The sequence below is a fragment of the Pedobacter sp. AJM genome (assembly GCF_002197755.1).
GTDB lineage: Bacteria > Bacteroidota > Bacteroidia > Sphingobacteriales > Sphingobacteriaceae > Pedobacter.
The window spans coordinates 16,009-39,502 of record NZ_NHOT01000008.1 but is presented as its reverse complement, the minus strand read 5'-3'; the positions used below and the strand labels follow the sequence as shown (position 1 = coordinate 39,502).

Annotated in this window: 16 protein-coding genes; 2 read left to right on the top strand and 14 right to left on the bottom strand. The window is 39.8% G+C overall.

Annotation, left to right across the window (positions count from 1 at the left end):
* Window positions 1-69 precede the first annotated feature (69 nt).
* From CBW18_RS15370 to CBW18_RS15330, 9 genes are all read right to left on the bottom strand, one after another.
* A complete protein-coding gene (locus tag CBW18_RS15370) occupies window positions 70-1,950 on the bottom strand; it encodes a cbb3-type cytochrome c oxidase subunit I (RefSeq protein WP_172406547.1) in 1,881 nt (626 codons plus the stop codon).
* 22 nt (window positions 1,951-1,972) lie between these two features.
* The gene (locus tag CBW18_RS15365) at window positions 1,973-3,208 is read right to left on the bottom strand and encodes a cytochrome c oxidase subunit II (RefSeq protein WP_088302210.1); all 1,236 of its coding nucleotides are present in this window, start codon (window positions 3,206-3,208) and stop codon (window positions 1,973-1,975) included.
* Between the two features lie 72 nt (window positions 3,209-3,280).
* The gene (locus tag CBW18_RS15360) at window positions 3,281-4,504 is read right to left on the bottom strand and encodes a quinol:cytochrome C oxidoreductase (protein ID WP_088302209.1); all 1,224 of its coding nucleotides are present in this window, start codon (window positions 4,502-4,504) and stop codon (window positions 3,281-3,283) included.
* A 15-nt stretch (window positions 4,505-4,519) separates the two neighbouring features.
* Window positions 4,520-5,137: a cytochrome c gene (locus tag CBW18_RS15355; protein ID WP_088302208.1), complete on the bottom strand. Its 618-nt coding sequence runs from the start codon at window positions 5,135-5,137 to the stop codon at window positions 4,520-4,522.
* Window positions 5,109-5,645, bottom strand: coding sequence for a DUF3341 domain-containing protein (locus CBW18_RS15350; protein ID WP_029286947.1), 537 nt, complete (start codon window positions 5,643-5,645; stop codon window positions 5,109-5,111). Before CBW18_RS15350 ends, CBW18_RS15355 begins: the two co-directional genes overlap by 29 nt.
* A 2-nt stretch (window positions 5,646-5,647) precedes the next feature.
* Window positions 5,648-7,120: an NrfD/PsrC family molybdoenzyme membrane anchor subunit gene (gene nrfD / locus CBW18_RS15345; RefSeq protein WP_029286948.1), complete on the bottom strand. Its 1,473-nt coding sequence runs from the start codon at window positions 7,118-7,120 to the stop codon at window positions 5,648-5,650.
* A gap of 26 nt (window positions 7,121-7,146) precedes the next feature.
* Window positions 7,147-10,167 (bottom strand): TAT-variant-translocated molybdopterin oxidoreductase, encoded by a 3,021-nt coding sequence (locus CBW18_RS15340; protein ID WP_088302207.1) that lies wholly within the window; start codon window positions 10,165-10,167, stop codon window positions 7,147-7,149.
* 48 nt (window positions 10,168-10,215) lie between these two features.
* Entirely contained in the window at window positions 10,216-11,517 is a 1,302-nt protein-coding gene (locus CBW18_RS15335) for a c-type cytochrome (RefSeq protein ID WP_088302206.1), read from the bottom strand.
* Window positions 11,518-11,769: 252 nt separating this feature from the next.
* Window positions 11,770-12,750, bottom strand: coding sequence for a deoxyhypusine synthase family protein (locus CBW18_RS15330; RefSeq protein ID WP_088302278.1), 981 nt, complete (start codon window positions 12,748-12,750; stop codon window positions 11,770-11,772).
* 236 nt (window positions 12,751-12,986) lie between these two features.
* Between CBW18_RS15330 and CBW18_RS15325 the strand changes: the two genes are divergently transcribed.
* Window positions 12,987-14,114 carry a polymerase gene (locus CBW18_RS15325; protein ID WP_088302205.1) on the top strand — a complete coding sequence of 376 codons (1,128 nt, stop codon included), beginning with the start codon at window positions 12,987-12,989 and terminating at the stop codon, window positions 14,112-14,114.
* A gap of 99 nt (window positions 14,115-14,213) precedes the next feature.
* Here the strand turns inward: CBW18_RS15325 and CBW18_RS15320 are convergent, their stop codons facing one another.
* Entirely contained in the window at window positions 14,214-15,068 is an 855-nt protein-coding gene (locus CBW18_RS15320) for a hypothetical protein (RefSeq protein ID WP_088302204.1), read from the bottom strand.
* Window positions 15,069-15,214: 146 nt separating this feature from the next.
* On the opposite strand from CBW18_RS15320, the gene CBW18_RS15315 reads away from it, so the two are divergent.
* On the top strand, window positions 15,215-15,562 hold the full coding sequence (locus CBW18_RS15315; RefSeq protein ID WP_088302203.1) for a helix-turn-helix domain-containing protein: 348 nt from the start codon (window positions 15,215-15,217) through the stop codon (window positions 15,560-15,562).
* 58 nt (window positions 15,563-15,620) lie between these two features.
* Here CBW18_RS15315 and CBW18_RS15310 read toward each other — a convergent pair whose 3' ends face one another.
* The 4 genes from CBW18_RS15310 to CBW18_RS15295 form a co-directional block, all read right to left on the bottom strand.
* Window positions 15,621-15,986: an SMI1/KNR4 family protein gene (locus CBW18_RS15310; RefSeq protein WP_088302202.1), complete on the bottom strand. Its 366-nt coding sequence runs from the start codon at window positions 15,984-15,986 to the stop codon at window positions 15,621-15,623.
* A gap of 7 nt (window positions 15,987-15,993) precedes the next feature.
* Window positions 15,994-19,464 (bottom strand): DUF6443 domain-containing protein, encoded by a 3,471-nt coding sequence (locus tag CBW18_RS15305; protein WP_088302201.1) that lies wholly within the window; start codon window positions 19,462-19,464, stop codon window positions 15,994-15,996.
* A gap of 6 nt (window positions 19,465-19,470) precedes the next feature.
* Window positions 19,471-22,419: an RHS repeat protein gene (locus tag CBW18_RS15300; protein WP_088302200.1), complete on the bottom strand. Its 2,949-nt coding sequence runs from the start codon at window positions 22,417-22,419 to the stop codon at window positions 19,471-19,473.
* Window positions 22,420-22,486: 67 nt separating this feature from the next.
* Window positions 22,487-23,479 (bottom strand): hypothetical protein, encoded by a 993-nt coding sequence (locus tag CBW18_RS15295; protein ID WP_088302199.1) that lies wholly within the window; start codon window positions 23,477-23,479, stop codon window positions 22,487-22,489.
* Window positions 23,480-23,494 lie beyond the last annotated feature (15 nt).

Below are 23,494 nucleotides of genomic sequence, written 5' to 3'. Positions count from 1 at the left end.
AAAAGGGTATCCGGATAAGCAGAAACTTAGTCAGATACCCCTTTTTAAATTGTATTGAAGACTAATTAACTAGCCCTTGTTTTCTTCAACAGGATTAGCCAATTCCCAGTCCTGCTGTATTTTTTCGGCTTCTGCATTTCCTTCAAAATCATGAGGTAAATTAGAGCTCATGGTTTGAGAAAAAGGAACCGTTTGCGGAATAAAGTCTGCATCATGACCAGGTTTGCTATAGTCATAAGGCCATCTGTAAACCGTTGGAATTTCTCCAGGCCAGTTTCCGTGAATGTGTTTTACCGGAGCAGTCCACTCTAAAGTATTGGCTTCCCAAGGGTTCTGAGGAGCTACTTTACCTTTAAATATCGAGTAGAAGAAGTTAAATAGGAATGCTACCTGTGCAAGTGCAGCCATAATAGCAGCCCAGGTTACAAATATGTTTACTGTTAACCATTTCTTCATGAATTCAAATTCAGTGAAAGCATAATAACGGCGCGGTACACCATCTAAACCCAAAAAGTGAAGCGGGAAGAATACCAGGTAGGCAGCAATGAAGGTTAACCAGAAATGCAGGTAACCTAATTTAGCATTCATCATTCTACCGAACATTCTTGGGAACCAGTGATAAACACCAGCAAGCATACCAAAGATCGCAGCAGACCCCATTACCAGGTGGAAGTGGGCAACCACAAAATAAGTATCATGTAAGTTAATATCTAAAGAGGCATTTCCTAAGAAAATACCGGTTAAGCCACCAGAGATAAAGAATGATACCAAACCAATGGCAAATAACATGGCCGGTGTGAAACGGATATTACCACGCCATAACGTTGCTAAATAATTAAAAGTCTTTACCGCTGAAGGTACCGCAATGATCAATGTGGTAATCATAAATACACCACCTAATAATGGGTTCATACCGGTTACAAACATATGGTGTCCCCATACAATGAATGATAATACGGTAATACCAATTAAGGAGTAAACCATGGCATGGTAACCAAAAATAGGCTTGCGGGAATTTACTGAGATGACCTCCGATGAAATACCTAAAGCAGGCATAATTACGATATAAACCTCAGGGTGACCTAAGAACCAGAATAAGTGTTGCCATAAAATTGGAGAACCACCTTCATTCGGTAAAATATCAGTACCCATTACGATGTCTGATAAATAGAAACTCGTTCCGAAACTACGATCGAATACCATTAAAACCACCCCGGCTACAAGTACAGGGAATGATAAGATACCTAAAATAGCGGTTAAGAAGAAAGCCCAGATCGGTAATGGCATTTTCCAAAGATCCATACCTTTGGTACGCATATTTAAAATGGTACTGACATAGTTGATACCACCCATTAAAGATGAAGCAACGAAAAGTACCATACTGATCAACCATAAAGTCATACCCATACCAGATCCCGGCATGGCTTTAGCCACTACGGATAATGGCGGATACACTGTCCATCCACCTGATGCCGGACCAGTTTGAATGAAGAATGAAGACATCATGATCACACAAGCCATAAAGAAGAACCAGTATGAAAGCATGTTTAAGAATGGCGAAGCCATATCCCTGGCGCCGATTTGTAATGGAATCAATAAGTTACTGAAGGTACCACTTAAACCAGCGGTTAACACAAAGAATACCATAATGGTACCGTGAATGGTAACCAGGGCTAAATAAAAATCAGACTTGATACGTCCGCCTTCAGCCCATTTTCCTAAAAATGTTTCCAGGAAGGGGAAGCTTTGATCTGGCCAGGCCAGTTGAATACGGAATAATATTGATAAGCCCATCGCAATCACTGCCATGATTATACCCGTGATTAGGAATTGCTTAGCAATCATTTTATGATCCATGCTGAAGATATACTTGGAAATCAACGTTTCCTTGTGGTGTCCATGATCAGCGTGATCGTGATTGTGTTCGTCGTGTAATGCTATTGTTGACATAATTCTTTCGCTCTGCGGTATATTATTTATTTAAAGCCATTTGGTTTGGTTTCACAGCTGCTGAATCTTTAGCTGTTGAATCTGATGCTGCTTTAGGGGCAGCAGGAGCAACCGGCAAATTAAATTGTTTTCTCAAATCATCATTTAAGTATGTTTTCTGTTCAGCTATCCACGTTTTGTATTCTGCATCCGAAACTACGCGTACAACTTTCTGCATGTTGTAGTGACCAGATCCACAGATTTTCGCACAAAGGAAAAGAAACTTAAAGTTCGGATCATTTGTTTCCTGCTGCATCTGAGCAGTAGTTTTGGTTGGCGTAAACTCAAAGAAGGTTTTCATACCCGGTACAGTATTCAATTGTACCCTGAAGTGTGGCATATAAAAACTGTGAATCACATCCTTACTGGTTAAGATCAGTTTAACCGGTTTTCCAACTGGAATAACCATTTCATCTGCCATCTCATCATCACGGGAGTGAATATCTTTAAAATCAATTCCCAACTGATTTGTTGCTGTAGTCAGTTTATAGTTCTTATCTCCAACAATTCCGTCAGCACCCGGATAACGGATAGACCATTTGAACTGCTCTGAAGTAACTTCAATTTGCAAAGGCTTATGGTTTGGATCTTCAGTTTTAAAGAAGATTGATCTCCAGGTTAAGAAACCCATCAGCACCAATACCGTTAACACTAAAGCCGGAACAATTGTCCAGATTTTTTCAATGGTGTTATTATGTGGGTAGTAGTAAGCTTTTCTTTTAGCAGAATACCTGTAGATATAAGAAAATCCGAATAACAGGATGTGCGTAGCGATAAATACAATGGTTGTAATGATTAAAGTTAAATTAAACATTTCATCAATTTTCTTACCATGCTCAGAAGCTGCAGCCGGTAATAACATTGAACCATGTACGGTATATTCCCAATACACACCGTATAAACCTAAAACCAGAAACAAGGCAAATAAACTGGCATGTACCCTGTTCCAGTTGATGCCTACCGGTTTACCTTGTGCTTCGCGGCTTAATTCATATACTTTTATTGATTTACCAATAATTGCAATGAATAAACATACGGCCAGGAAAATCAGAATATAAAAAATTACTGATTTATAAACCTCACCCATATCAACTTTCGGTGCCGCTGCTGCACCTGCTACTGATGCCTCCTGCGCAAATGCGCTCGTGTTCGCAAAAACAGTAAGTAGTACTGCCAAAGCTGCGGTCGTTTTATTCGTGATAAACTTTCTTAAACTCATTTTCTTAAAAGTAGTACGCTGTACTGCTAATTATAATAATAATATAAATATTTGCCCTTATAATATCACCTGCTAAAGTTGGTGATGCAAACTTTCCTGTAATAATGGGTGGTTTTTCGCAATCAAAGGCTTTTTACTCAATGATGTTAAAACCGTAAAGGTAAACAATCCTACGAAACCAATTGCAGTTCCGATTTCAACCACGCCAAATCCATTGTGTCCATCCTCAACTGCACCTGGCATAATCATTTGATAATAATCAACCCAGTGGCCCAACAGCACAACAATAGATACGAACAATAATTTCACATCTGTTCTTTTGTTATCCCTGTCCATTAACAATAAAACAGGAGCTAAAAAGTTCATCGCCAGGTTTAAGAAGAACCAAAATTTGTAGTATTCAAAACGTTTATAGAAATAAACGGTTTCTTCAGGCATATTGGCATAATAGATCAATAAGAACTGTGCAAACCAAACGTAAGTCCAGAAGATAGAGAAACCAAAAATAAACTGACCTAAGTTATGTAAGTGGCTATTGTTTACCCATTGCATGTATCCCGCTCTTCTTAATAAGATCAGGATGATGGCGATAGTGGCTAAACTACTCACCCACATCGCTGCAAAGTTATACCAGCCGAACATGGTAGAGAACCAGTGTGCCTCTAAAGACATGATGGTATCGAAAGCGAAGATCGGTGTGGTAAATCCGTAAATCACTAAAAAGATACAGGCATTCTTAAATCCTTTTCTGTATGATTCCAAACCTCCTGCTAAATCTTCATTGTATGATAACTTAACAAAAAGCATGGCAAAGATGCTGTATACACCTAAAAACACAACCTGGCGACCTAAAAAGAATGGTACATTTAAGAAAACGGCTTTGCCGGCAATCAATGAATCATAATTAGGGCTATTTGGATCGGTTAATCCATCAGCATGCCAATGATGATATAAGTTATGTGTATATAAACCTGCTGAAATAATTACAACCAGTATTACAGCTGCAATTGGCAAAGTTTTAGCCATTGCTTGTGGTACACGTAAAATAGATGCAGACCAACCAGCCTGTGCGACGTATTGAACAGCCAGGAAAAACATACCCGACATACAAACGCATGCAAAGTAGTATCCCATAAGCAACAGGTTGGCAAAAGTACGCTCATGCATCACTTTATCGCCGGCAATAAAACCATAAGCAACAGCAGCGATACCTAAAGCGATACCAACTATACTTAAAGTTTTTACTTTCCCTGTAAACTCAAATTGTTCACTAAAATTAATATTGTGAGTTCCCATTTATATTCTGCTTTACTATTGTCCTTTTTGTAATTGTTGAACATACATCACTACTTTCCAACGGTCTGTTGGTGTAATTTGTGAAGCATGCGAGCCCATGTTATTTACACCGTAAGTGATGGTGTGATAAATTTTACCGGCGGTAAGATCTACCATGTTACCCCCTCTTGATGAAGCGCCTGTTTGATAAGCAGGAACACCGCTGAATTTCTCAATCTTAACCAGGTGGCCTTGTCCATCTCCTTTTTCACCGTGGCAAGGGCTGCAAAATACAGTAAACAAATGTTTACCCGCTGCAAGATTCAGGGTATCAACCGGTAGTGGATTTACCATGCTCACACCTGCGGCCTCATATCCTTCTTTAGTATTCGGATATTCATCATACTCTGTAAAACCTACAGGTTTTGTATTTGCCGGTGGCAACTGGGCAGCATGACCTTTAAAACTAGGTACGTGAGCCGTATCAACTGGCTGATCCGGATTTAAAGCAATCGGATCATACATATTTCTGGCATATTCCAAACCAGTACTGCGTTTATCTTTACAAGCGGTGAAAGTAGTTGCAAAAGCAATAGCTAAAAACGCCGTATAAACAAATTTATTCTTATTCATAGCTAATGTACTTCCTTTCATTATACTTTACTTCTAAAGCACCTGCATCTTTTAATAATCCATCAATAACTGTATGTGCTGCATTGTCTTTTGCATCAATTGCGATCACAAAACGATCATCAGTTGCACGAAGATCCATTACCCTTGGTGCTCTTCCCGGAAACAAATGCGTAGATGCATAATAGGTTAATACCATACCGAAAGCACAGAATAGTACCGTCAACTCGAACATTATCGGAATAAAATCCGGTAAGGCAAAGGATGGTTTACCACCAATATTAACTTTCCAATCAATCACCGCACAGAAATAAATCAATGCAAATGCTGCGCAGGTTCCGGTAATACCAAAGCAAAATGCTGCGATATCAATTCTGGATCTTTTAATTCCCAATTTGGCTTCTATTCCGTGGATAGGCATTGGGGTGTATACATCATGAATGCTGATGTTATTTTCCTGAAGCTTTTCGATGCCATGCATCATTTCATCAGGATCGCCAAAACTGCCTAAAATATATTTGATATTACTCATTGTTATATTTTTGCGTAATCTTCTTGTTTAACACTATCAAATTTCTGTAAAGACTCTACGTATTCAGCAACGTATTCTTTATTCTCATGACCTTCTTTAATCTGCTTCATTTTGGCCTGCTCACTTGCAGATTTCAATAACAATTTAACCTCCGCGATAGCAATTGAAGGCAATACCCTTAAGAATAATAAGAACAATGTAAAGAATAAGCCGATTGAACCCACAAATACACTTACATCAACCCAGGTTGGATAGAACATGGCCCAGCTTGAAGGAATATAATCACGGTGTAATGAGGTGACGATAATTACGAAACGTTCAAACCACATACCGATGTTTACCACGATCGATAAAATCCAGGTGGCACGGATGCTTAAACGGATCTTCTTGAACCAAAGTAATTGCGGTGAAATAACGTTACAGGTCATCATCATCCAGTATGCCCACCAGTAAGGACCGGTAGATCTGTTGATGAAGGCATATTGCTCATATTCTGAACCAGAATACCAGGCAATAAAAAATTCTGTTAAGTATGCCACACCAACGATAGATCCGGTTAGGATGATGATCTTATTCATCGACTCAATGTGGAACATGGTGATGTAGTTTTCAAGGCCTAATACCTTACGGGCAACCAACAATAAAGTTAACACCATCGCAAATCCGGAGAAAATGGCCCCAGCTACGAAGTACGGAGGGAAGATCGTGGTGTGCCATCCGGGAATTACGGATGTTGCAAAGTCCATGGATACAATCGTGTGTACCGAAAGTACCAGTGGTGTAGAGATACCGGCTAAAATTAATGATACCGCTTCGAAACGTTGCCATGTCTTAACACTTCCACTCCATCCGAAAGAGAAGATAGAATAGATTTTTCTGCGTGTACCCACTGCACGGTCGCGAATGGTTGCAATATCCGGCAACAAACCTGTATACCAGAATAATAAGGATACAGAGAAATAAGTGGAGATGGCAAACATATCCCAAACCAATGGGGAGTTAAAGTTTACCCAAAGTGAACCGAATTGGTTGGGTAAAGGTAAAACCCAGTATGCTAACCACGGACGGCCCATGTGTGATACCACATAAGTAGCGGCACAAATAACGGCGAAGATCGTCATCGCCTCTGCAGAACGGTTAATGGAGTTACGCCAGTTTTGACGGAAAAGTAATAGTACTGCTGAAATTAATGTTCCAGCGTGACCGATACCAACCCACCACACGAAACCGGTGATATCCCAAGCCCATCCAACAGTTTTATTTAAACCCCATGCACCGATACCATTCCAGAAAGTATAGCTTACTGCTACTACCCAAAGTAAAGCACCTAATGAGGCAAAAATGAACCCAATCCACCAGGCTTTATTTGGCTTATTTTCTACCGGTCCTAAAATATCATCCGTAATTTTAGCATACGTGATATTATCGCCGGTAATTAATGGTTCTCTAAGTATTGATTCGTTATGTCCTGACATAATTTGTATTTTCTTTATGCTAAAGCTTACGCTTGTACTGATGGATCTGTATTTCTAATTTTAGTCATATATCCGATACCTGGTTTCACGTTGATTTCTTCCAATACGTAATAGATACGCTCAGAACGTAAAGCTTTTGAAACTTCTGAATTAGGATCGTTTGCATCACCAAACACAATTGCATTTGCTGAACATGCTTCTTGACAAGCCATTTTAATATCACCATCCTTTAACGGACGTTTCTGTAATTTGGCTGTTAGTTTACCTGCCTGGATACGCTGAATACACATCGAGCATTTTTCCATTACCCCACGTGAACGTGTAGTGACATCAGGGTTTAAAACCAATTGTGTAAACTCGTTATTTAAATAGTTATCAAAACGTGAATCATTCCAGTAGTTGAACCAGTTGAAGCGACGAACTTTGTACGGACAGTTATTTGCACAGTAACGGGTACCTACACAACGGTTATACGCCATTTGGTTTAAACCATCAGAAGAGTGTACTGTTGCCAATACCGGGCAAACCGTTTCACAAGGTGCGTGGTCACAATGTTGACACAACATCGGTTGGTGAACAACAGAAACATGATCCAGGTCTTCCAGTTTTGCAATTTCTTTTTCCCTGGTTACATCACCATCTTTTGTTTCGTAACTGTAATAACGGTCAATACGAATCCAGTGCATTTCACGGCGGCGGCGAACCTCGTCACGACCTACAACAGGAATATTATTTTCAACATTACAAGCCACTACACATGATCCGCAACCCGTACAGGCATTCAGATCAATGGCCATTACCCAGTTATTTCCTGGTTTCTCATACTGATCCCAAAGATCATAATCTTTGTGCTCTCCTTTTTCGTTACCGGCAGCAGGATCTTTTAAGTATTCTTTGAAAGTAGCCTCTTTAATTACTGCACGACCTTCGAAAGAGTGGTGTGTTTGTGTTTGCGCCAACTCATAGTAACCGCCTGTTGGCGTAATGGTTACTGAAGTAGCATACTGCATGGTACCGTTTACAAAAGAAACAAAAGGGAAAGCATTTTTACCCACTTCGTTACCAGCTTTACCGACTTTAGTACGGCCATAACCCAATGCGATGGATGCAGTTCCCTGTGCTTGTCCGGGTTGGATCAATACAGGTAAATCTATTGAATATCCGTTTGTACCTTTTACAGTAACCACGTCAAATTCTTTAACTTTTAATTTCTCAGCGTATTTTGGTGCAATGGCCACATAGTTATCCCAGGTTACTTTAGAAACCGGATCAGGTAACTCCTGTAAGAATGCATTATTGGCATTTTTACCATCGCGCATTGGGATATTTTCATACACCTGTAACTCGATGTCTTTCGCTAAAGATTTGCTTCTGTTTAAAATTGAAGCTGCAACAGGTGCTACAGATTGTGTGAATGAATACGCTGCAGCAGTTTTTGGTGCCACATTGATCACACCTTTTTCCAGTACATCGTTCCATTTTAAACCAAGTGCAGGCAGCATTTTAGTTTCCCAGTTGCTACGCACAAACTGATAGTAATCTTTTACCGAAGCATCAGCCCATACCAGTAAACTTTCTTCTGCCTGGCGGCTGTTGAAAACCGGGTTGATGGTTGGCTGAACGATCGAATAATATCCTTCGTAAGCATTTGCATCACCCCAGGATTCTAAATAATTGTGGTTGATGGCGATGGCATCACAAAGTGAAGCCGTTTCATCAGCCCTGTCTGCAAAAGAAATCTTAGCCGGAACATTTTTCAATGCAGCCTCAAATTTCTTTGTATCCAGGTAGTCATAAGCCGGGTTGCTGTTTAAGAATAAAACTGCACCAACTTCACCACGACTCATTTCGGCCACTAAACCATTAAATTCAGCATCATTACCTGCATATAAATAGCAAGGATTATCTAAATCGATAGTCGTACCATAACTGCCGATTGCAGCATTAATGGCATTAACAAGGATTTGAGTAGAAACATCGTTCGAACCACAAACCACAAGGCCTTTACCTTTATTTTGAGTTAATTCTTTTGCAGCTAACTTAATTACTTTATCAGCAGTGGTATTGTTTCCTAACGTACCACCTGGCAGTGACTGACCGGTGATGGCATTATATAAAGCAATTAAAGCAGGTCCCTCTTCAGATAATTTTACCGGAACCCGGGTATCTGCATTGGTACCTGTTAAGCTCATACCACTTTCAATCTGAATGTGGCGGCTCATTTTTTTACCTGCTAGAGATTTATAGTTACGGTTTGAAGTGTATTGCGCAGTATACTCTTCACCACTGATCCATGTGCCCAGAAAATCTGCACCAAAGCTCACAATTAAATCTGCCTGATTAAAATTGTATTTTGGTAAAACCGCTTTTCCGAAACTGTTTTGATTGGCCTGAATGATCCCGGTATAAGAAACCGCATCATACTGAACCAGTTTGGCAGCAGGATATTTCGTAATGAATTGTGCAATAACTGCATTGGTAGAAGGACTGTTTACAGTTGACGCTACAATACGAATCTTTTTACCTGAAGCCTGTGCTTTAGCCAGTTCTGTTTTAACAAAACCATCTAATTTAGCCCAGGTGGTTTCTTCATTTTTAAGCACCGGTGCCTTAAGTTTAGATACATCATATAAATCTAAAACTGAAGCCTGTGCTCTGGCGTCTGTTCCGCAATTGAACTCACCTGCATTAGGATTTGGTTCAATTTTGATCGGACGGCCTTCTCTTGTTTTCACTAAGATACTCTGGCCATTAAAGCTTGAGGTATAATAGTTGGGAATACCTGGCGTAACCTCCTCAGGCTTTACCAGATAAGGAATAGATTTATGAATCGGGGCTGTTTGACATGCAGCCAAAGTAACTGCACCCAAACCAAAACCTAACGCCTTTAAAAAGTCGCGGCGTGGGGTAACGGTACTCAACCCTGCTTCATTTAAAACATCTTCTATTGGAAGTGGCTCGGCAAATTCGTTTTTGTTATTCTTAACAAAATCGGGTGTATTGTTATACTCCTCTAAGCCTTTCCAGTATTTTTTGTTGCTTTCCATTTAAGCTATATTACTGTTTATTCGAACGTTCTTACTAAACTCTATCTATTAATAGTGGCATTTACCACACTCTAAACCACCCAATAATGCCGGGGTAACTTTTTCGCCTTTTTTAATTTTCTCGTGCGCTTCGATTACCTTCACATAGAAAGCATTATTTTTCTGTCCGGAAATATCAGTTTCCTTATGGCAGTTAATACACCATTTCATGGTTAACGGAGAGTATTGATAAATCTCTTCCATAGTATTAACCGGACCGTGACAAGCAAAACATACTGGTTCAGTTGGTTGTAAACCTTTTGCTTTACGAATGGCATCCTCTGCAACCACTACGTGCTGAGAGTGATTGAAGTAAGCAAAATCAGGCAGGTTGTGCACACGCACCCACTCCATTGGTTTTGATTTACTTTCATCGTATTTCTGCGTTTCAGGATCATAACCCAAAGCATTGTAGATTTTTTTAATCTCCGGAGAAATCTCACCATCATATTTATCTCTTGCCTGTACCGCTTTATGGCAGTTCATACAAACGTTTAATGACGGAATGGTTGCATTTTTAGATTTAAAGGCACCATTGTGACAATACTGACAATCAATCTGGTTAACTCCGGCATGCAATTCATGAGAGAATTTAATGGGTTGTACTGGCTGATAACCGGTGTGAACACCTGTATTCCACATCCCCATCCAACCGAATGAACCTAATGCAATGATTAAACACAAGATGAAGAACATCACGAACTTCTTGTTTTTAAACATTTTACGAACGCCCACTTTCAAGGGTACATCCTCTTCAATCTCAATGCCTTGTTTCTGAAGAATTAAGCGCTCCAATAATTTGCTGGCACGACCTAAAATCACCAAAATCACGATGGCGATAACCACAATGGCCACAATACCTGCGATAGATAAACCTGAAGTACCTTCATCTTTAGCTGAAGCACCTGCAGCATCTCCAGTACCAGGAACCGGTTTCGGCTCACCTTCCTGAATATAGGCTAAGATATCTTTTACTTTAGCTTCGTCTAATTCAGGGAAAGAAGTCATGGCAACTTTTCCGTTTTCATTGTACAATTTAACAGCTTCCGGATTACCGGATGCGATTAACGCCTGAGAATTAGGAATCCATTTTAAAAGGAATTCTTCTGAATGGCGATCGGTTACTCCGGTTAAGGCCGGACCGACTAATTTCGCATCTAAGGCGTGGCATGACGAACATTTAGCCTTGAAAAGCGTTCTCCCCTCTTTAGCATCCTGCGCGTTAACAGTCGAAACCGCTATTACAGAAACTGCTGAAAATACGAATAACGACTTCCAAACGCTTTTTAAAATCATCGAGATATCTCTCATAATGAACACTTTATACTTATTTAATTTACTTTTTGTTGTGAAATTGATGCCTGAACCAAGATAGCCCCATCAAAACTTGAACAAAAGTATAACTTATTAATAAATCCCATGACATAATAGTGACCGGAAATACAATTTATAATCATTCTAAACAAATGTCGATTCTAGCCATTCAGGCAATAAAAATGCCCATTTTGATCATGATCATAAATGGGCATCACCGAATCAATTTGTATTATTCAGTTTTACTTCTTATTGTTTTAATATCCAGGCAAACATTAGTGGTGCAACAATCGTCGCATCACTTTCTACAATGAATTTTGGCGTATGGATATCCAATTTACCCCAGGTTATTTTTTCATTTGGTACCGCACCTGAATAAGATCCGTATGAGGTAGTAGAATCTGAGATCTGGCAGAAGTAGCTCCAGAAAGGAATATTCTCCATTTCCATATCCTGATATAACATCGGCACCACACAGATAGGGAAATCACCGGCTATACCGCCACCAATCTGGAAAAATCCGATGCCCTTGCCGCCACTGTTTGCAATGTACCAATCGGCCAGCCAGCCCATATATTCAATACCACTTTTCATGGTTGTAGCCTGTAACTCTTTTTTCATCACATAAGAGGCGAAAATGTTACCCATGGTAGAATCTTCCCATCCCGGAACAACAATCGGCAAGTTCTTCTCTGCTGCAGCCAGCATCCATGAATTTTTCGGATCAATTTCATAATACTGCTCCAAATCGTCACTTAAAAGCATTTTGTACATAAACTCGTGCGGAAAATATCTTTCTCCAGCCGTATCTGCATCTTTCCAGATTTTATGAATATGTTTTTGCAGGCGACGGAAGGCTTCTTCTTCCGGAATACAAGTATCCGTAACCCGGTTGTAATGGTTTTCTAAAAGATCCCATTCATCCTGCGGACTTAAATCACGATAGTTGGGTACGCGTTTATAGTGTGAGTGGGCAACCAGGTTCATAATATCTTCTTCCAGATTGGCACCTGTACAAGAAATGATGGCTACTTTATCCTGGCGGATCATCTCCGCAAGGGAAATACCCAATTCTGCAGTACTCATCGCACCAGCGAGCGTGATCATCATTTTACCACCTTCATCCAAATGCGTTTCATAACCTTTAGCCGCATCCATCATAGCAGCAGCATTAAAATGGAGGTAATTGCGCTCCATAAACTGAGATATCGGTCCTCTTGTATTGCTCATTTTGTTTTGTCTTATTTGGCGCAAAAATAGGCATTTAGCTTGAAATTTAACCGCAAAGGCTGCAAAGTTTTTCGCAAGGCAGGCAAAGTAAATCATCTTATGCGACAAAGAGTAAGGAACAGAGAGTAAGGAGCAAGGAAGAAAGAGCAAAGAGTAAGGAATAAAGAACAAGGACTAATGAACCATTGACCCACGAATCAATAAATCTTAAATAAAAATTCAGTTAATTTGCGGCGATGAAAAAAATTTATTTCCTCTTAGTATTTGTAATCCTGTGTGGAAGCGCATTGGCTCAAATGAAACTGATAAAAAAAATGCTTTCTAACGAGAAAGATACGCTGAGAAAAGCGAGTTTTTTACCCATCCCTTCATTTGGTTATGCCCAGGAAACTGGATTTCAGTTTGGCGTGGGTGCTATTGTTGGCTTTTATGCTGACCGGCAGGATACGCTTAACCGCCCTTCATCAATTACACTTAACCTGAACTATTCTACTTTGAAAGCCTATAACATGAGTTCCATGATTGACATCTGGGGCAAAGGTAATACGCTACATTATATAGGAGAGTTACGTTTCAAACGGATGCCCTTTAATTTTTATGGTATTGGAAACAGCACCGAAGAAACGAATGAAGACAAACTCATCCAGCAACAGATTAAAATATTGCTTCAGGCCGAGAAACAACTGTTACCGAAAGCCTATACGGGCGTTTCTTTAGGTTTTGAGAATTATAAATACCGCGATTTGGTAGCTGATGGCATTTTTAGTCGTGATGCGTATTATAATAACAGATCAGGAAGTGTTTTTTATGTAGGCGTATCACAAAGTTATGATTCGAGAAACAATAATAATTACACCACAAAAGGCTTCTTTATAAGGGGTACGTACCAATATGCGCCCGCTGTTTTCTCAACAGACAACTTTACCGGCAGCCAGATCAAAATTGATGCACGGAACTTCTGGAAATTAAATAAAAGTTTTGCCATTGGGATGCAGGGCTTATACAATACCGTTATGGGTAAAAACACACCTGTTTACCTTCTTCCGCAAATGGGCAATGATGAAATGATGCGCGGCTATTATGGCGGACGTTACCGTGATGAAAACCTCCTGGCCTTTCAGGCCGAATTGCGGTACCGGTACAGTAACCGTTTTGGTGCGACAGCCTTCGGAGGAACCGGAACAGTTTGGGGCATTGATCATTTTTCTATCCGTTCATTTAAACCTAATTACGGTGCAGGTTTGAGGTATTTCTTTGATCCGGAAAAAGGTATCAGTATCCGTTTAGATTATGGTATTGGTGAAAAAAGGGCCAATGAAAAACGCCAGAGTGGATTTTATATTAGTATAGCGGAGGCTTTTTAAAAAATAGCATAGTTTATGGTTCATCTTACTTCTCTCATAGGCAGATTTGAGCTTTCGCAAAGTAAATAGTAAAGCCCGACATTTTTGCTACAACTTTATTCATCTCTCACACGCGATACGCGTGCGCCAGCTAGGGGTGGTACAACCGCTCACGCAGACTGGACCCTCAACATTTAGCGTAACCGTTTTAAGGTTACCTTTGTTGTCTTTAAGTGTAACGGTCTTGCTTATTTTTCGTTTGCTCTGTAGCTCTCTTAACGGATAGAGTACGCTTTCTGCTCCGTCCAGGTCTTCAATTAATAGCAGTTTGTGTTTCAGTTCCTCACGTCCGAAGTAATAAAAAGCGTTGCTACTGAGCGTGGTAATTTCTAGTTTATCTTCCTCCGGCATCAGTTCAGATACTTTTTCCTGTAGCCAAGTTTTACCTGTTCCACTTGCGCCAAGGCACATCAGGTGCAATGGTACGTGGCGTTTCCTGCTCGTATAGGTCAGGTAGGCAATCATGCTGTTGGTTTCCTCGCCAATCAGTCCGCTCAATTTTATCGCTTCCTTTGTACGCTGTAAAAGATTTGCTGATTTTAGAAAGGTTATTGCTTGTCTCCGTTCCGCTTCTGATAGCTCCCTTTTTTCGGGCTGTTTGGGCTTCATTTCCTCCAATCGTTGCGCCCGGTAGTTTTCCAGTTCGGTTATCAACCTGTTGATGATTTGGCTGGTTTCACTTGTGCTCACATCCAACATTTCAGAGGCTTTCTCAATCAACTGCTCTGTCTGGATGCCGTTGTACAGGTCGAGGTTGTGGCGGTAGGCCGTGTTTGACTTTCCTGTTAGGCTCAGTTTCAAAGTCACTTTTAACCTGTCCAATCCAGTTAGTTTTATTCCGCCAAGTACCGTGATATGGATTTTTCCATCGATGTAGATTAACAGCTCCGGATTTTCTGAAATGAGTTTGACCATCGTACAAAAAAAAGTTTAAAAAGATTTTGATGTGTAACTTGTTTCACAAAACAATAAACTATTTCTCATTTACGCAACTAACACCTTACTTTTTTATGCAATAAAGTTCTCTTATATTTACATTTTCATTGTAACAACGGTTGGATATGAGTAATACATTAAACATCGGAAGCAAGATAATCACGCTCAGAAAGACCAGGGACTGGTCGCAGGGCGACCTTGCACAGCAGATTGGGGCATCTCGTGAAATCATCGGAAAGTACGAGCGAAACGAGAACCTGCCATCCATAGAGATGGTGGCAAAGATGGCCAAAGCATTCGAGGTAACGGTGGATTTTTTGATTGGAGAGGGCGAGAACGCATCCTACGAAAAGGAAACCGTGGAACGCATCAACGATATACAGAAAATGGATGCAGATACACAGTCAGTTCTCTTCAACGTAATCGATACCTACATACAGAACTTCAAGACAAAAAAGGCATTCGCTAAATAGTACTTTAACACAAAAGCCACCCGAAAGTGGCTTTTGTGTTATTCAATCTTCAAATCAACTATAATTCTTCAATGAAAGCAGTAAATGTTTTACTAATATATTTTGCTTCTTCTTTTGACATACCTATAAACGGCATCTCATAAATATCTCCTGTGCTTTTTTCTATTGCATATGCAGTATCCCCGCCATCAGAACCAAACACAAAAAATTCAGGAGCATATTCTTCAACATTATATTCTTTATTTAACTGCACCATATCTGTCAAAGCCCACAAGGCTACGAATTTATCATCTGTACTTACATCTGCACCATTGGCATCTTTAAAAAAATCTATAAACCCACTTGGTAATTGAAAGTCTATTTTGCTTAAAAAAGAACTTATCTCACTATCCAAAGGTGGATTGTTTTTGTCTACTATTCCCATATCTTATTTATTTAATACTCCTCATCATCGAATTCCAATAATTTGTATATTGAGCGTGTTGAGCAGGTGTTAAGAATATTTTGTTTGAGATATCGGTTGGGCTTCCTCCAAATTTCACAGGCTGTATTTCGTGTATCTGTAAACCTTTGAACATTTCTGGATTAGCTTTGCGCATTGCCCTATTCGTGGAATTTGCCAATTCCCTTGCTGTTGTATATTCTGCACCCTCTAACAATCTGAATGGCCCAGAAGGCTGTATTCCGCCAGCTGGATAACCTGCCCAATTAGAAACAGAAAATGACCCGTCCAAAACTCCAGATGAGCCCCTAAATGTTTCATACAGTTTGCTTGCTCCGCTTAAAATTTTAGCACCAGCATATTCAACAGCAAAGAACTCCACTACATTTTTACCAATGGCCAAACTCGTGGTCGGCTGAGACATATCCTGATAGTCGATTACCTGTTGAGATTGATTATAAGCCAGCTCTCTTCGAACCATTTCTGCCTTAGAAACTGGTTTTCCTGCACTTAGCCTCGGTCCATCCTGCTGTGGTGTATTACTAGCGATATAATTTTGAACATCCGACCATTTAGAACCGATGTACTCTTCTCCCGATTTTGTAGTAAATTGCGATGTCGCATTCTTGTCCCAGTAAATACCATTTTTACCCCTTACCCAATCATTAGGCATCATCCCATCGGGGTCAACGAACCTAATAGGATTATTAAACCCATAAACGTAAGGACTATACCTCCTCATTTTTTCAGAAAGTGGGTCTACAACATTCCACCTTCCAATTACCGGATCATAGAACCTTGCACCGTAATCATAATGACCTTCCTGTCCGGGAGGGCCCAGCTCATCCTGCATCTCTTTACCATTGTAAAGATATTTATTGTTTGCACCACTTGCAAATGTATTTCTCTTCATGCCAAAAGGATAATAATCAGTTTGCTCTAATTTTCCCATCACTCCATTAGCAACATCAAAACTATATCTCACATTTCCAAGGTGATCGGAAAGATTGTAATGGTAGGTATAGGTTCCTCCATTATTCTGAGCTAAGCCTTCAGCTGTCTGAATAAAATCAATAGTACCGTCAGGTTTATACTCAATTCCATCAATATAGTTCCGAAACGAGCCATTGCTGTTTTTACTTAGCTTCCTACCCGTAGCATCGTAGGTATACGTAAGTTTGACATCAGGTATATACTTTGGCAGGTTCAGGTGATTATATTGAATAGAATAACCAGATCGTCCATCGGTGGTGGCGTTGCCATTCGCATCATAGGCATAACCATTGGTAACGTAGGCCACATACCATAACTGGTTCCCATGTGGATAATCATAGTGATTTGCATTGCCACCATCTCGTGATAGCCATTTGAAGTTCCCCATCACATCATATTCCATCTGCTCACTCATCACGTTGGTAAGGCCTGCCGTAATCCCTTTTTTAAGCCTGTTCAGTTTATCATACCTGTAGCTGAAACTGTAAGGAAGACTGTTTCCCTGCCCCCAAAGCTGGTTGGCAATGTTGCCATTGAACTGCGCATCTGCCTCACCTGTGATATTCTCATTGTACCGCAGTTCCATACTGAATTCATTGCTACTGCTTCCCGTCATCCAGCCGCGTTCATTATAGGCAAATGCTGTTGACTGATGGTCGTTATGTAGTTTCTTTTCTTTCAACTGCCCTAATTCATTGTAAACCTGGTGTGCTAAAACAACCTCTGCCTGATCGTTGATCTTTTGAAAGGTAGCTAATTGGCGCCCGGTGTGATCATATTCATAACGGTCTGTAATCGTAGTGGCAGCACCATTGGCATGGTGAACCCGGGTACTTGAATTAAGCTCGCCAACAAAACTATAGCTATTGGTAATATCATCATAGTTCGATGCGCTAATGCTTCCTGAAAGGTAATGCTGTTTATAGACCTTAACCACCCTGCCTTCATTATCGTAATAGTTTACCGTCCAGAGGAAATCATCTGTCCCCAAAACCCTAACCTTTTGCGCAGTTAATAATCCTTTAGTCATACCGCTATAACTGCCAGATTCATTGTTTGGAAGATTGGGTATATTTTCATAATTATCATAATAGTTAACCACATCTACCCGCATCTTTGGCCAGTAAGCCGGCGTACTGGCATAATCATAGCCATGACCCTCAGGATTGGCTGTACTTCTCGAATCATAATAAACACCCTGGTAATTGTTGATTTCTTCCTGGATGCTCTCACGTGTTCTTCCATGGCCACTTTCTACTCCATTCATTGTTACTCTACCTAAAGCATCATATTTAGTAAATGAACGCTCCTGGCTTCCGGCCTGAATCGCATCCTGGGTAAATACCACCTGGTCAAGTGGGTTATAAATTAGTTCTTCCCATCCTTTGCCAGGCACTTTTTTCCTGATCACCCTTTTTCTGCCATCATAATGATAACCATAAATGAAATCATTAAAAGCATCCCCTCCTTCATCAAAGCTGGTGATCTCAGCCGAACGGTCACTGCCTGCATTTACTGCAGGCGGAAGCACATACCGCAGGTTACCAAGGTCGTCATAAACATAATAGGTACTCAGGCTTTTATCATTGCTTTCCCATACCCGTTTCAATACCACACGACCCTCAAAATCTTTAAACTCTTCGGTAATACCGGCATTGCCTGAGGTCCAGTTTTCATCTTTACTGATGGTTTTATACAATTTTCCTGGTAAATAAACCGAGGCAACCGCTCCGTTACCGGTGCTATTAATTTGCCAGAGTTTTACATCATTATATGTATTCGTTCCATATTCCATTTTTAGGGTATGCCCGGCATTGCTGTTTGCCACAGGCTGCCAGGCATCACCCGGGGTGCCCTGCTCCAGTACCCGGTTCAGCGGACTGGCCTCAAAAACTGTCTGTGAAAAAGGTGTACCAGTAGCCTTGATGCCAGAAGGGGGACTCGTATAATAACCAGCCTGGCCACCACCGCTGATTGCGTCTGAACGATAAGCACCTTTGTTCTGCCATACCGAATAGGCCTGGTATTTGATTGTTTCACGGCCAAAAGCATCATAAGCGAATGGCTGAACCAAATCATGTCCTGCTAAAGTCCCATTTAACTGAACCGTTTGCAAAGGCCGGCCCAGACCGTCAAAATACTGGATCGTCTGGTTTTCCCCGCAGATTCCGCGGATAGTGCCTACATTATTATTGTTCACATTTGGTTCGCGAAAAGTACGCGTCAGGATATAGTTCTGGTCATTACTTGGGTTTGAAACCTGCGCATCGCAATTCTGATAAGTAATCCCTGTCGTGAAGATGCGGACATTTCCGGTGGCATGAAAACCATTCACCAGCGTAACGCTGCTTGGCGCACTGATTTGCGACTCATTGTTATATTGGCTAACTACCAACTGGGCACTCACCTGTTGCATGCAGATGAGCAGGAAAAAACCCGTAATCAACTGTTTAATCTGTATGTTCATGAGGCCTTAATTTTTATAGTGATAAGTATTTTCCTTTACAATATTACCATGCTGATCCTTTACCCATTTCAAACGACCAAAATCATCGTATTCATAGGTTGTCGTCATCCCTTTCGGATCCGTCATGCTGGTCATGCCAATTAAAGGTTTGTAGGTGTAGGTGGTAATAAAAGCGTTAGGTAGGTTTGCTTTCAATGGTGCCAAGAAAGAATCAATAGCCACCTTGTCAGGGTTAACCTTATTGCTGAATAGTTCAATAGAGGTTGTGGTTAAAAGACTTTCAATAACTGCATAATCAGCATTCTTAATCTCTGCTATCGGGTATTGGGAATTGTAACTATATAGATAACTTGTTCTAGCCCCCCCATGAATTGAAAATCCCTTGATCTTATCATTTGAGAAATATCCTTGAAATGACAGCCTTGTTTTGTAATCCTCACCTCTCCCCATAGTTTCGACAGAACCTGGGGAAATAATCAAATTGCCCCAATCAATAAAGTTTGTTTTGGTAGCTTCAATGAGATTTGCCGGATCCGTACTATTTCTATAATCAGATTTTTCTATGAGCTGAGACCAATTATGATAGTTATTCACCATATCAGAATATGGTTGTTGGTCAGAAAAATTATGAGGATATCGAAATAAAGTAATAATCTTACCACCTTTACCATCATAAACTTCTTTTTGAGTCACCTGTAAATGTGTCAGGTTTTCATACTTGAAGCTGGTTTTCTGAATTATAGGATTCGATATATCAGAGAAATCACTTGTGATTGTCGAATCGAGTACAGGTACATCTTCATATCCTTTAGTAGCCTCCCATGTATAGGAATTTAAATAATCCCAAAAATAAGAAGTATCATAACTATCAGGACTATAATATCCAGTTAAATCCGTGAATTGCATTTCTTTATCAACCCTGATTCCCGTCAAAAATTCATTTGTCCTTTTAAAAGAATATTTATTCTCCAACTGGTTAATTTTTACAAAATCTCCATTAACCTTTTTAAAAGTTGTTTTCGTCTGTAATAAAGGATTATTTATTCCCCTATCCAATGTAAACTCATTAACAAACCTCGGACTGCTAAGTAAATTTGATGACTGAAGTGTTGTCGCTGGCGGAATAGTGTAAGTATATATAGTTTTACCAATATTATCATCAACCGTTCCTTGATATTCGGAAACTTGATTATAAATAAGCGGTGAAGATCCCATTATGGAAAGTGGATAAAAACTGGAAGAAATTGCAACATCATTTACAATTACTCCAATATAATCAACTCCATAAAAATCACCTTGAGACATATCTGACCTATAGTACGTAACAGGTTGTTTATAAGAGAACTGGATAGATGAAATCGTTTGTTCTGAGCCTATTGCGTCATAAGTATATGATTTTTGAAATGCTAATGAAGTCGCATCAGAATAATTTTTAATCCGCTTTATCCTCAAACCACCTACGATGCCACCATTTGCGTTAACTTGATTAGGATAATTATAAAACATCTGATTATTAGTCCGGTTAGATTCAAATTCAAATACTGTATGTCCACCAGATGGATAGGTAATTTGTTGAAGAATGCAATCTTGCATATTTATAGTACTGGGATTTCTATTCCCACCATAAAGAGATAATTCAGATGAATTCAAAAAACCTAAAAACTCACTTGGTATACCACTACCGCTACCGCTGTAGCCCCAATAATCTTCTAATATATACGGAGGGAATGAGCTTCCTCCTGGATATAAATAGCCGCTGGTGAAATAATAACCTGGAGGAACATTATTGTTATAGCTAAAAGCATAATTTTCCGGAGCAGTATTGGCCTCACCCTGCAACTGTAATTGATCCATACGCAATCTCAATGTATGTTCTTCCTTAGTACCGAAATAACTTTGACCAAAATTTGCGCTTTTTATAGGCGATCCAGATATTCTATCATTAACTGAAATACTGATAAGACGCATCTCTCGTCCATCCTGCCGATCTGCTTGATAAGTAAATTTTACTAGAGCATTGTTTGTGGCAATACTATCCAATCTTTGGGGAAAATACTGACTGGTTATTGGAGTTCTTAAAAAGCTAGTTGAAGGATCAACACGTCGCCCTTGTGATCCATTATTCCCTGGATTTTTAATAACAGATACGGACTCTGAAACCTGGACAATAGCTTCACCAGTAGAATAATAAAGTCTTATTTCATCCTTACCATCTACGGACAAAATTTTTGTAAGATTCCATGCAGTTGTTGGATTCATTCCAGCCTGAGAGGTAACTTCACCGCTTTGGAAGAAATATTTAGTTCCATTTTCATCTATGATAACATAATATAAATTTGTTGGCGAAACAACATTATTGATGTACTCTTTAGTAATTTTTAATGGTGCATAAGGAATAAGGTGAACATCTCCATTAAGCCAGTCAAATCTAAAAATACCACTCTTTCCATTAAAATTATAAGCATACCTATCACTTTGAGTTTCGAAATTGCCTTTATTCATGTTTTGATATTTGTTAATCAGATCTATAGCGTCGCTATAACCATTTACAAGGCTTCTCGCTGTTTGTAACTCATCGGTGGTTTTATATGGTGCAACATAATCTTCGCTCTCATCTCTTCTGCCAAGAACTGTCCTGGCAATAGTTCCACCGGCATTAAGAGACCATCCCAAACCAACAATGCTCGCTATATCTCTAACTTTTATACCACTTGCATGATATGATAAACTTATTGGTAAGGAAATTTTGCCAGCATTAACCGTATATATAGGAATGTTTATCTCTGGAACACCCGTACTATGTGCTACAGGAATTTCAGCATATCTAAGCAAGCTCGCTACATCTGGAGATGGAGGAATAATCTTTGGAAGATCAACCTGAGCGATACAAATTTCGTTTAAGAAAAGCTGAGTTGAAAGAAATAATAAAATAAGATGCAATTTCATAATTTTCATTTAACGTTGTATGTTTTATTTTCTAATGTTATTCAATTCTCGAAAAAGTATTAGATAGTAAAGTAATCTACTTTAGTAACCTTAAATCTTTTGTGGACATCATTATTATCTTTCTTTTTGCCGATTCTAAGCTGATTACTTTCTTATTTAATTCAATAAGATAAATGGTTAATTCTTCTATTTTCTTTTGCTGTAAAATCACCATTTCACCCAGCGCAATCCCATTGGCTTCCACTTCTTTTGCGGATGGTATATCCGGAAAGTGGCCATTAAGCTTGATTTGTTTAGCTATCTGAGTAAGTGTAGGCAATTGATAATCTTGTAGAAATACATAATCCGGCCAGTTGGTCGCTTCCACTTTAATTTCCCGTGCCTGGATTTTACCTTCCACATTTAACTTTTCGGTAAGGCTTGAGGTTCCGATGCCTATATTTCCGGCCGTAACCATGCCACCATCTACATAAAGTCTGCTGAAATAGTTGTTCGGACCACCGCCGTAAGGCGCAGGTGATCTTGCCGAGTTTTCGCCAGAACTTTCCAGGTAAAGTACATTTGATCCATCGGCAGCAAGCCTGAATTGTGGCCCACCGCTGCCATAACGGTGAAAGGCAAGCGTAGGTGAAGAATGATTAACCGTGCTGTTATTATTTACGATCTCGATGCTGTTTGTATTGAGAACCGCATTGGTCCAGCTGTAACCACCCATATTGGTATTACCGTAAGAAAATGATGCCTGTCCGTCCACTATTGATTTACCATCCGTTTGCAATAGTATTTTAGACCAGGGCTGACCGGCATTATTATTCGTTTTCCGAAAAAATAGGTTCTGATCGAAGAAGCTGCCAGAAAATTGCATGGCATAATTATTTTCTGCGTTGCTATGCCTAACATCTAACAAATGCCACCAACTTCCAGCACCAGCAGGATAATTAATTGGATTATACGTTTCAAAAAATCCGGATACGGCACCAGCATTACCTTGTGAACCCGCATTATCCCGTGTTAGACTAAAAGCTAAAAAGGGTACAAACAGAAAAAAGAAAATAAATTTAGATTTCATAAAAGTTTATATAAT

Coding starts and splice junctions, on each gene's coding strand:
- CBW18_RS15370 (WP_172406547.1), bottom strand. CDS start 1,950: ATGTCAACAATAGCATTACACGACGAACACAATCACGATCACGCTGAT.
- CBW18_RS15325 (WP_088302205.1), top strand. CDS start 12,987: ATGAAAAAAATTTATTTCCTCTTAGTATTTGTAATCCTGTGTGGAAGC.
- CBW18_RS15305 (WP_088302201.1), bottom strand. CDS start 19,464: ATGAACATACAGATTAAACAGTTGATTACGGGTTTTTTCCTGCTCATC.
- CBW18_RS15330 (WP_088302278.1), bottom strand. CDS start 12,750: ATGAGCAATACAAGAGGACCGATATCTCAGTTTATGGAGCGCAATTAC.
- nrfD (WP_029286948.1), bottom strand. CDS start 7,120: ATGTCAGGACATAACGAATCAATACTTAGAGAACCATTAATTACCGGC.
- CBW18_RS15310 (WP_088302202.1), bottom strand. CDS start 15,986: ATGGGAATAGTAGACAAAAACAATCCACCTTTGGATAGTGAGATAAGT.
- CBW18_RS15320 (WP_088302204.1), bottom strand. CDS start 15,068: ATGGTCAAACTCATTTCAGAAAATCCGGAGCTGTTAATCTACATCGAT.
- CBW18_RS15360 (WP_088302209.1), bottom strand. CDS start 4,504: ATGGGAACTCACAATATTAATTTTAGTGAACAATTTGAGTTTACAGGG.
- CBW18_RS15335 (WP_088302206.1), bottom strand. CDS start 11,517: ATGAGAGATATCTCGATGATTTTAAAAAGCGTTTGGAAGTCGTTATTC.
- CBW18_RS15315 (WP_088302203.1), top strand. CDS start 15,215: ATGAGTAATACATTAAACATCGGAAGCAAGATAATCACGCTCAGAAAG.
- CBW18_RS15300 (WP_088302200.1), bottom strand. CDS start 22,419: ATGAAAATTATGAAATTGCATCTTATTTTATTATTTCTTTCAACTCAG.
- CBW18_RS15295 (WP_088302199.1), bottom strand. CDS start 23,479: ATGAAATCTAAATTTATTTTCTTTTTTCTGTTTGTACCCTTTTTAGCT.
- CBW18_RS15365 (WP_088302210.1), bottom strand. CDS start 3,208: ATGAGTTTAAGAAAGTTTATCACGAATAAAACGACCGCAGCTTTGGCA.
- CBW18_RS15340 (WP_088302207.1), bottom strand. CDS start 10,167: ATGGAAAGCAACAAAAAATACTGGAAAGGCTTAGAGGAGTATAACAAT.
- CBW18_RS15350 (WP_029286947.1), bottom strand. CDS start 5,645: ATGAGTAATATCAAATATATTTTAGGCAGTTTTGGCGATCCTGATGAA.
- CBW18_RS15355 (WP_088302208.1), bottom strand. CDS start 5,137: ATGAAAGGAAGTACATTAGCTATGAATAAGAATAAATTTGTTTATACG.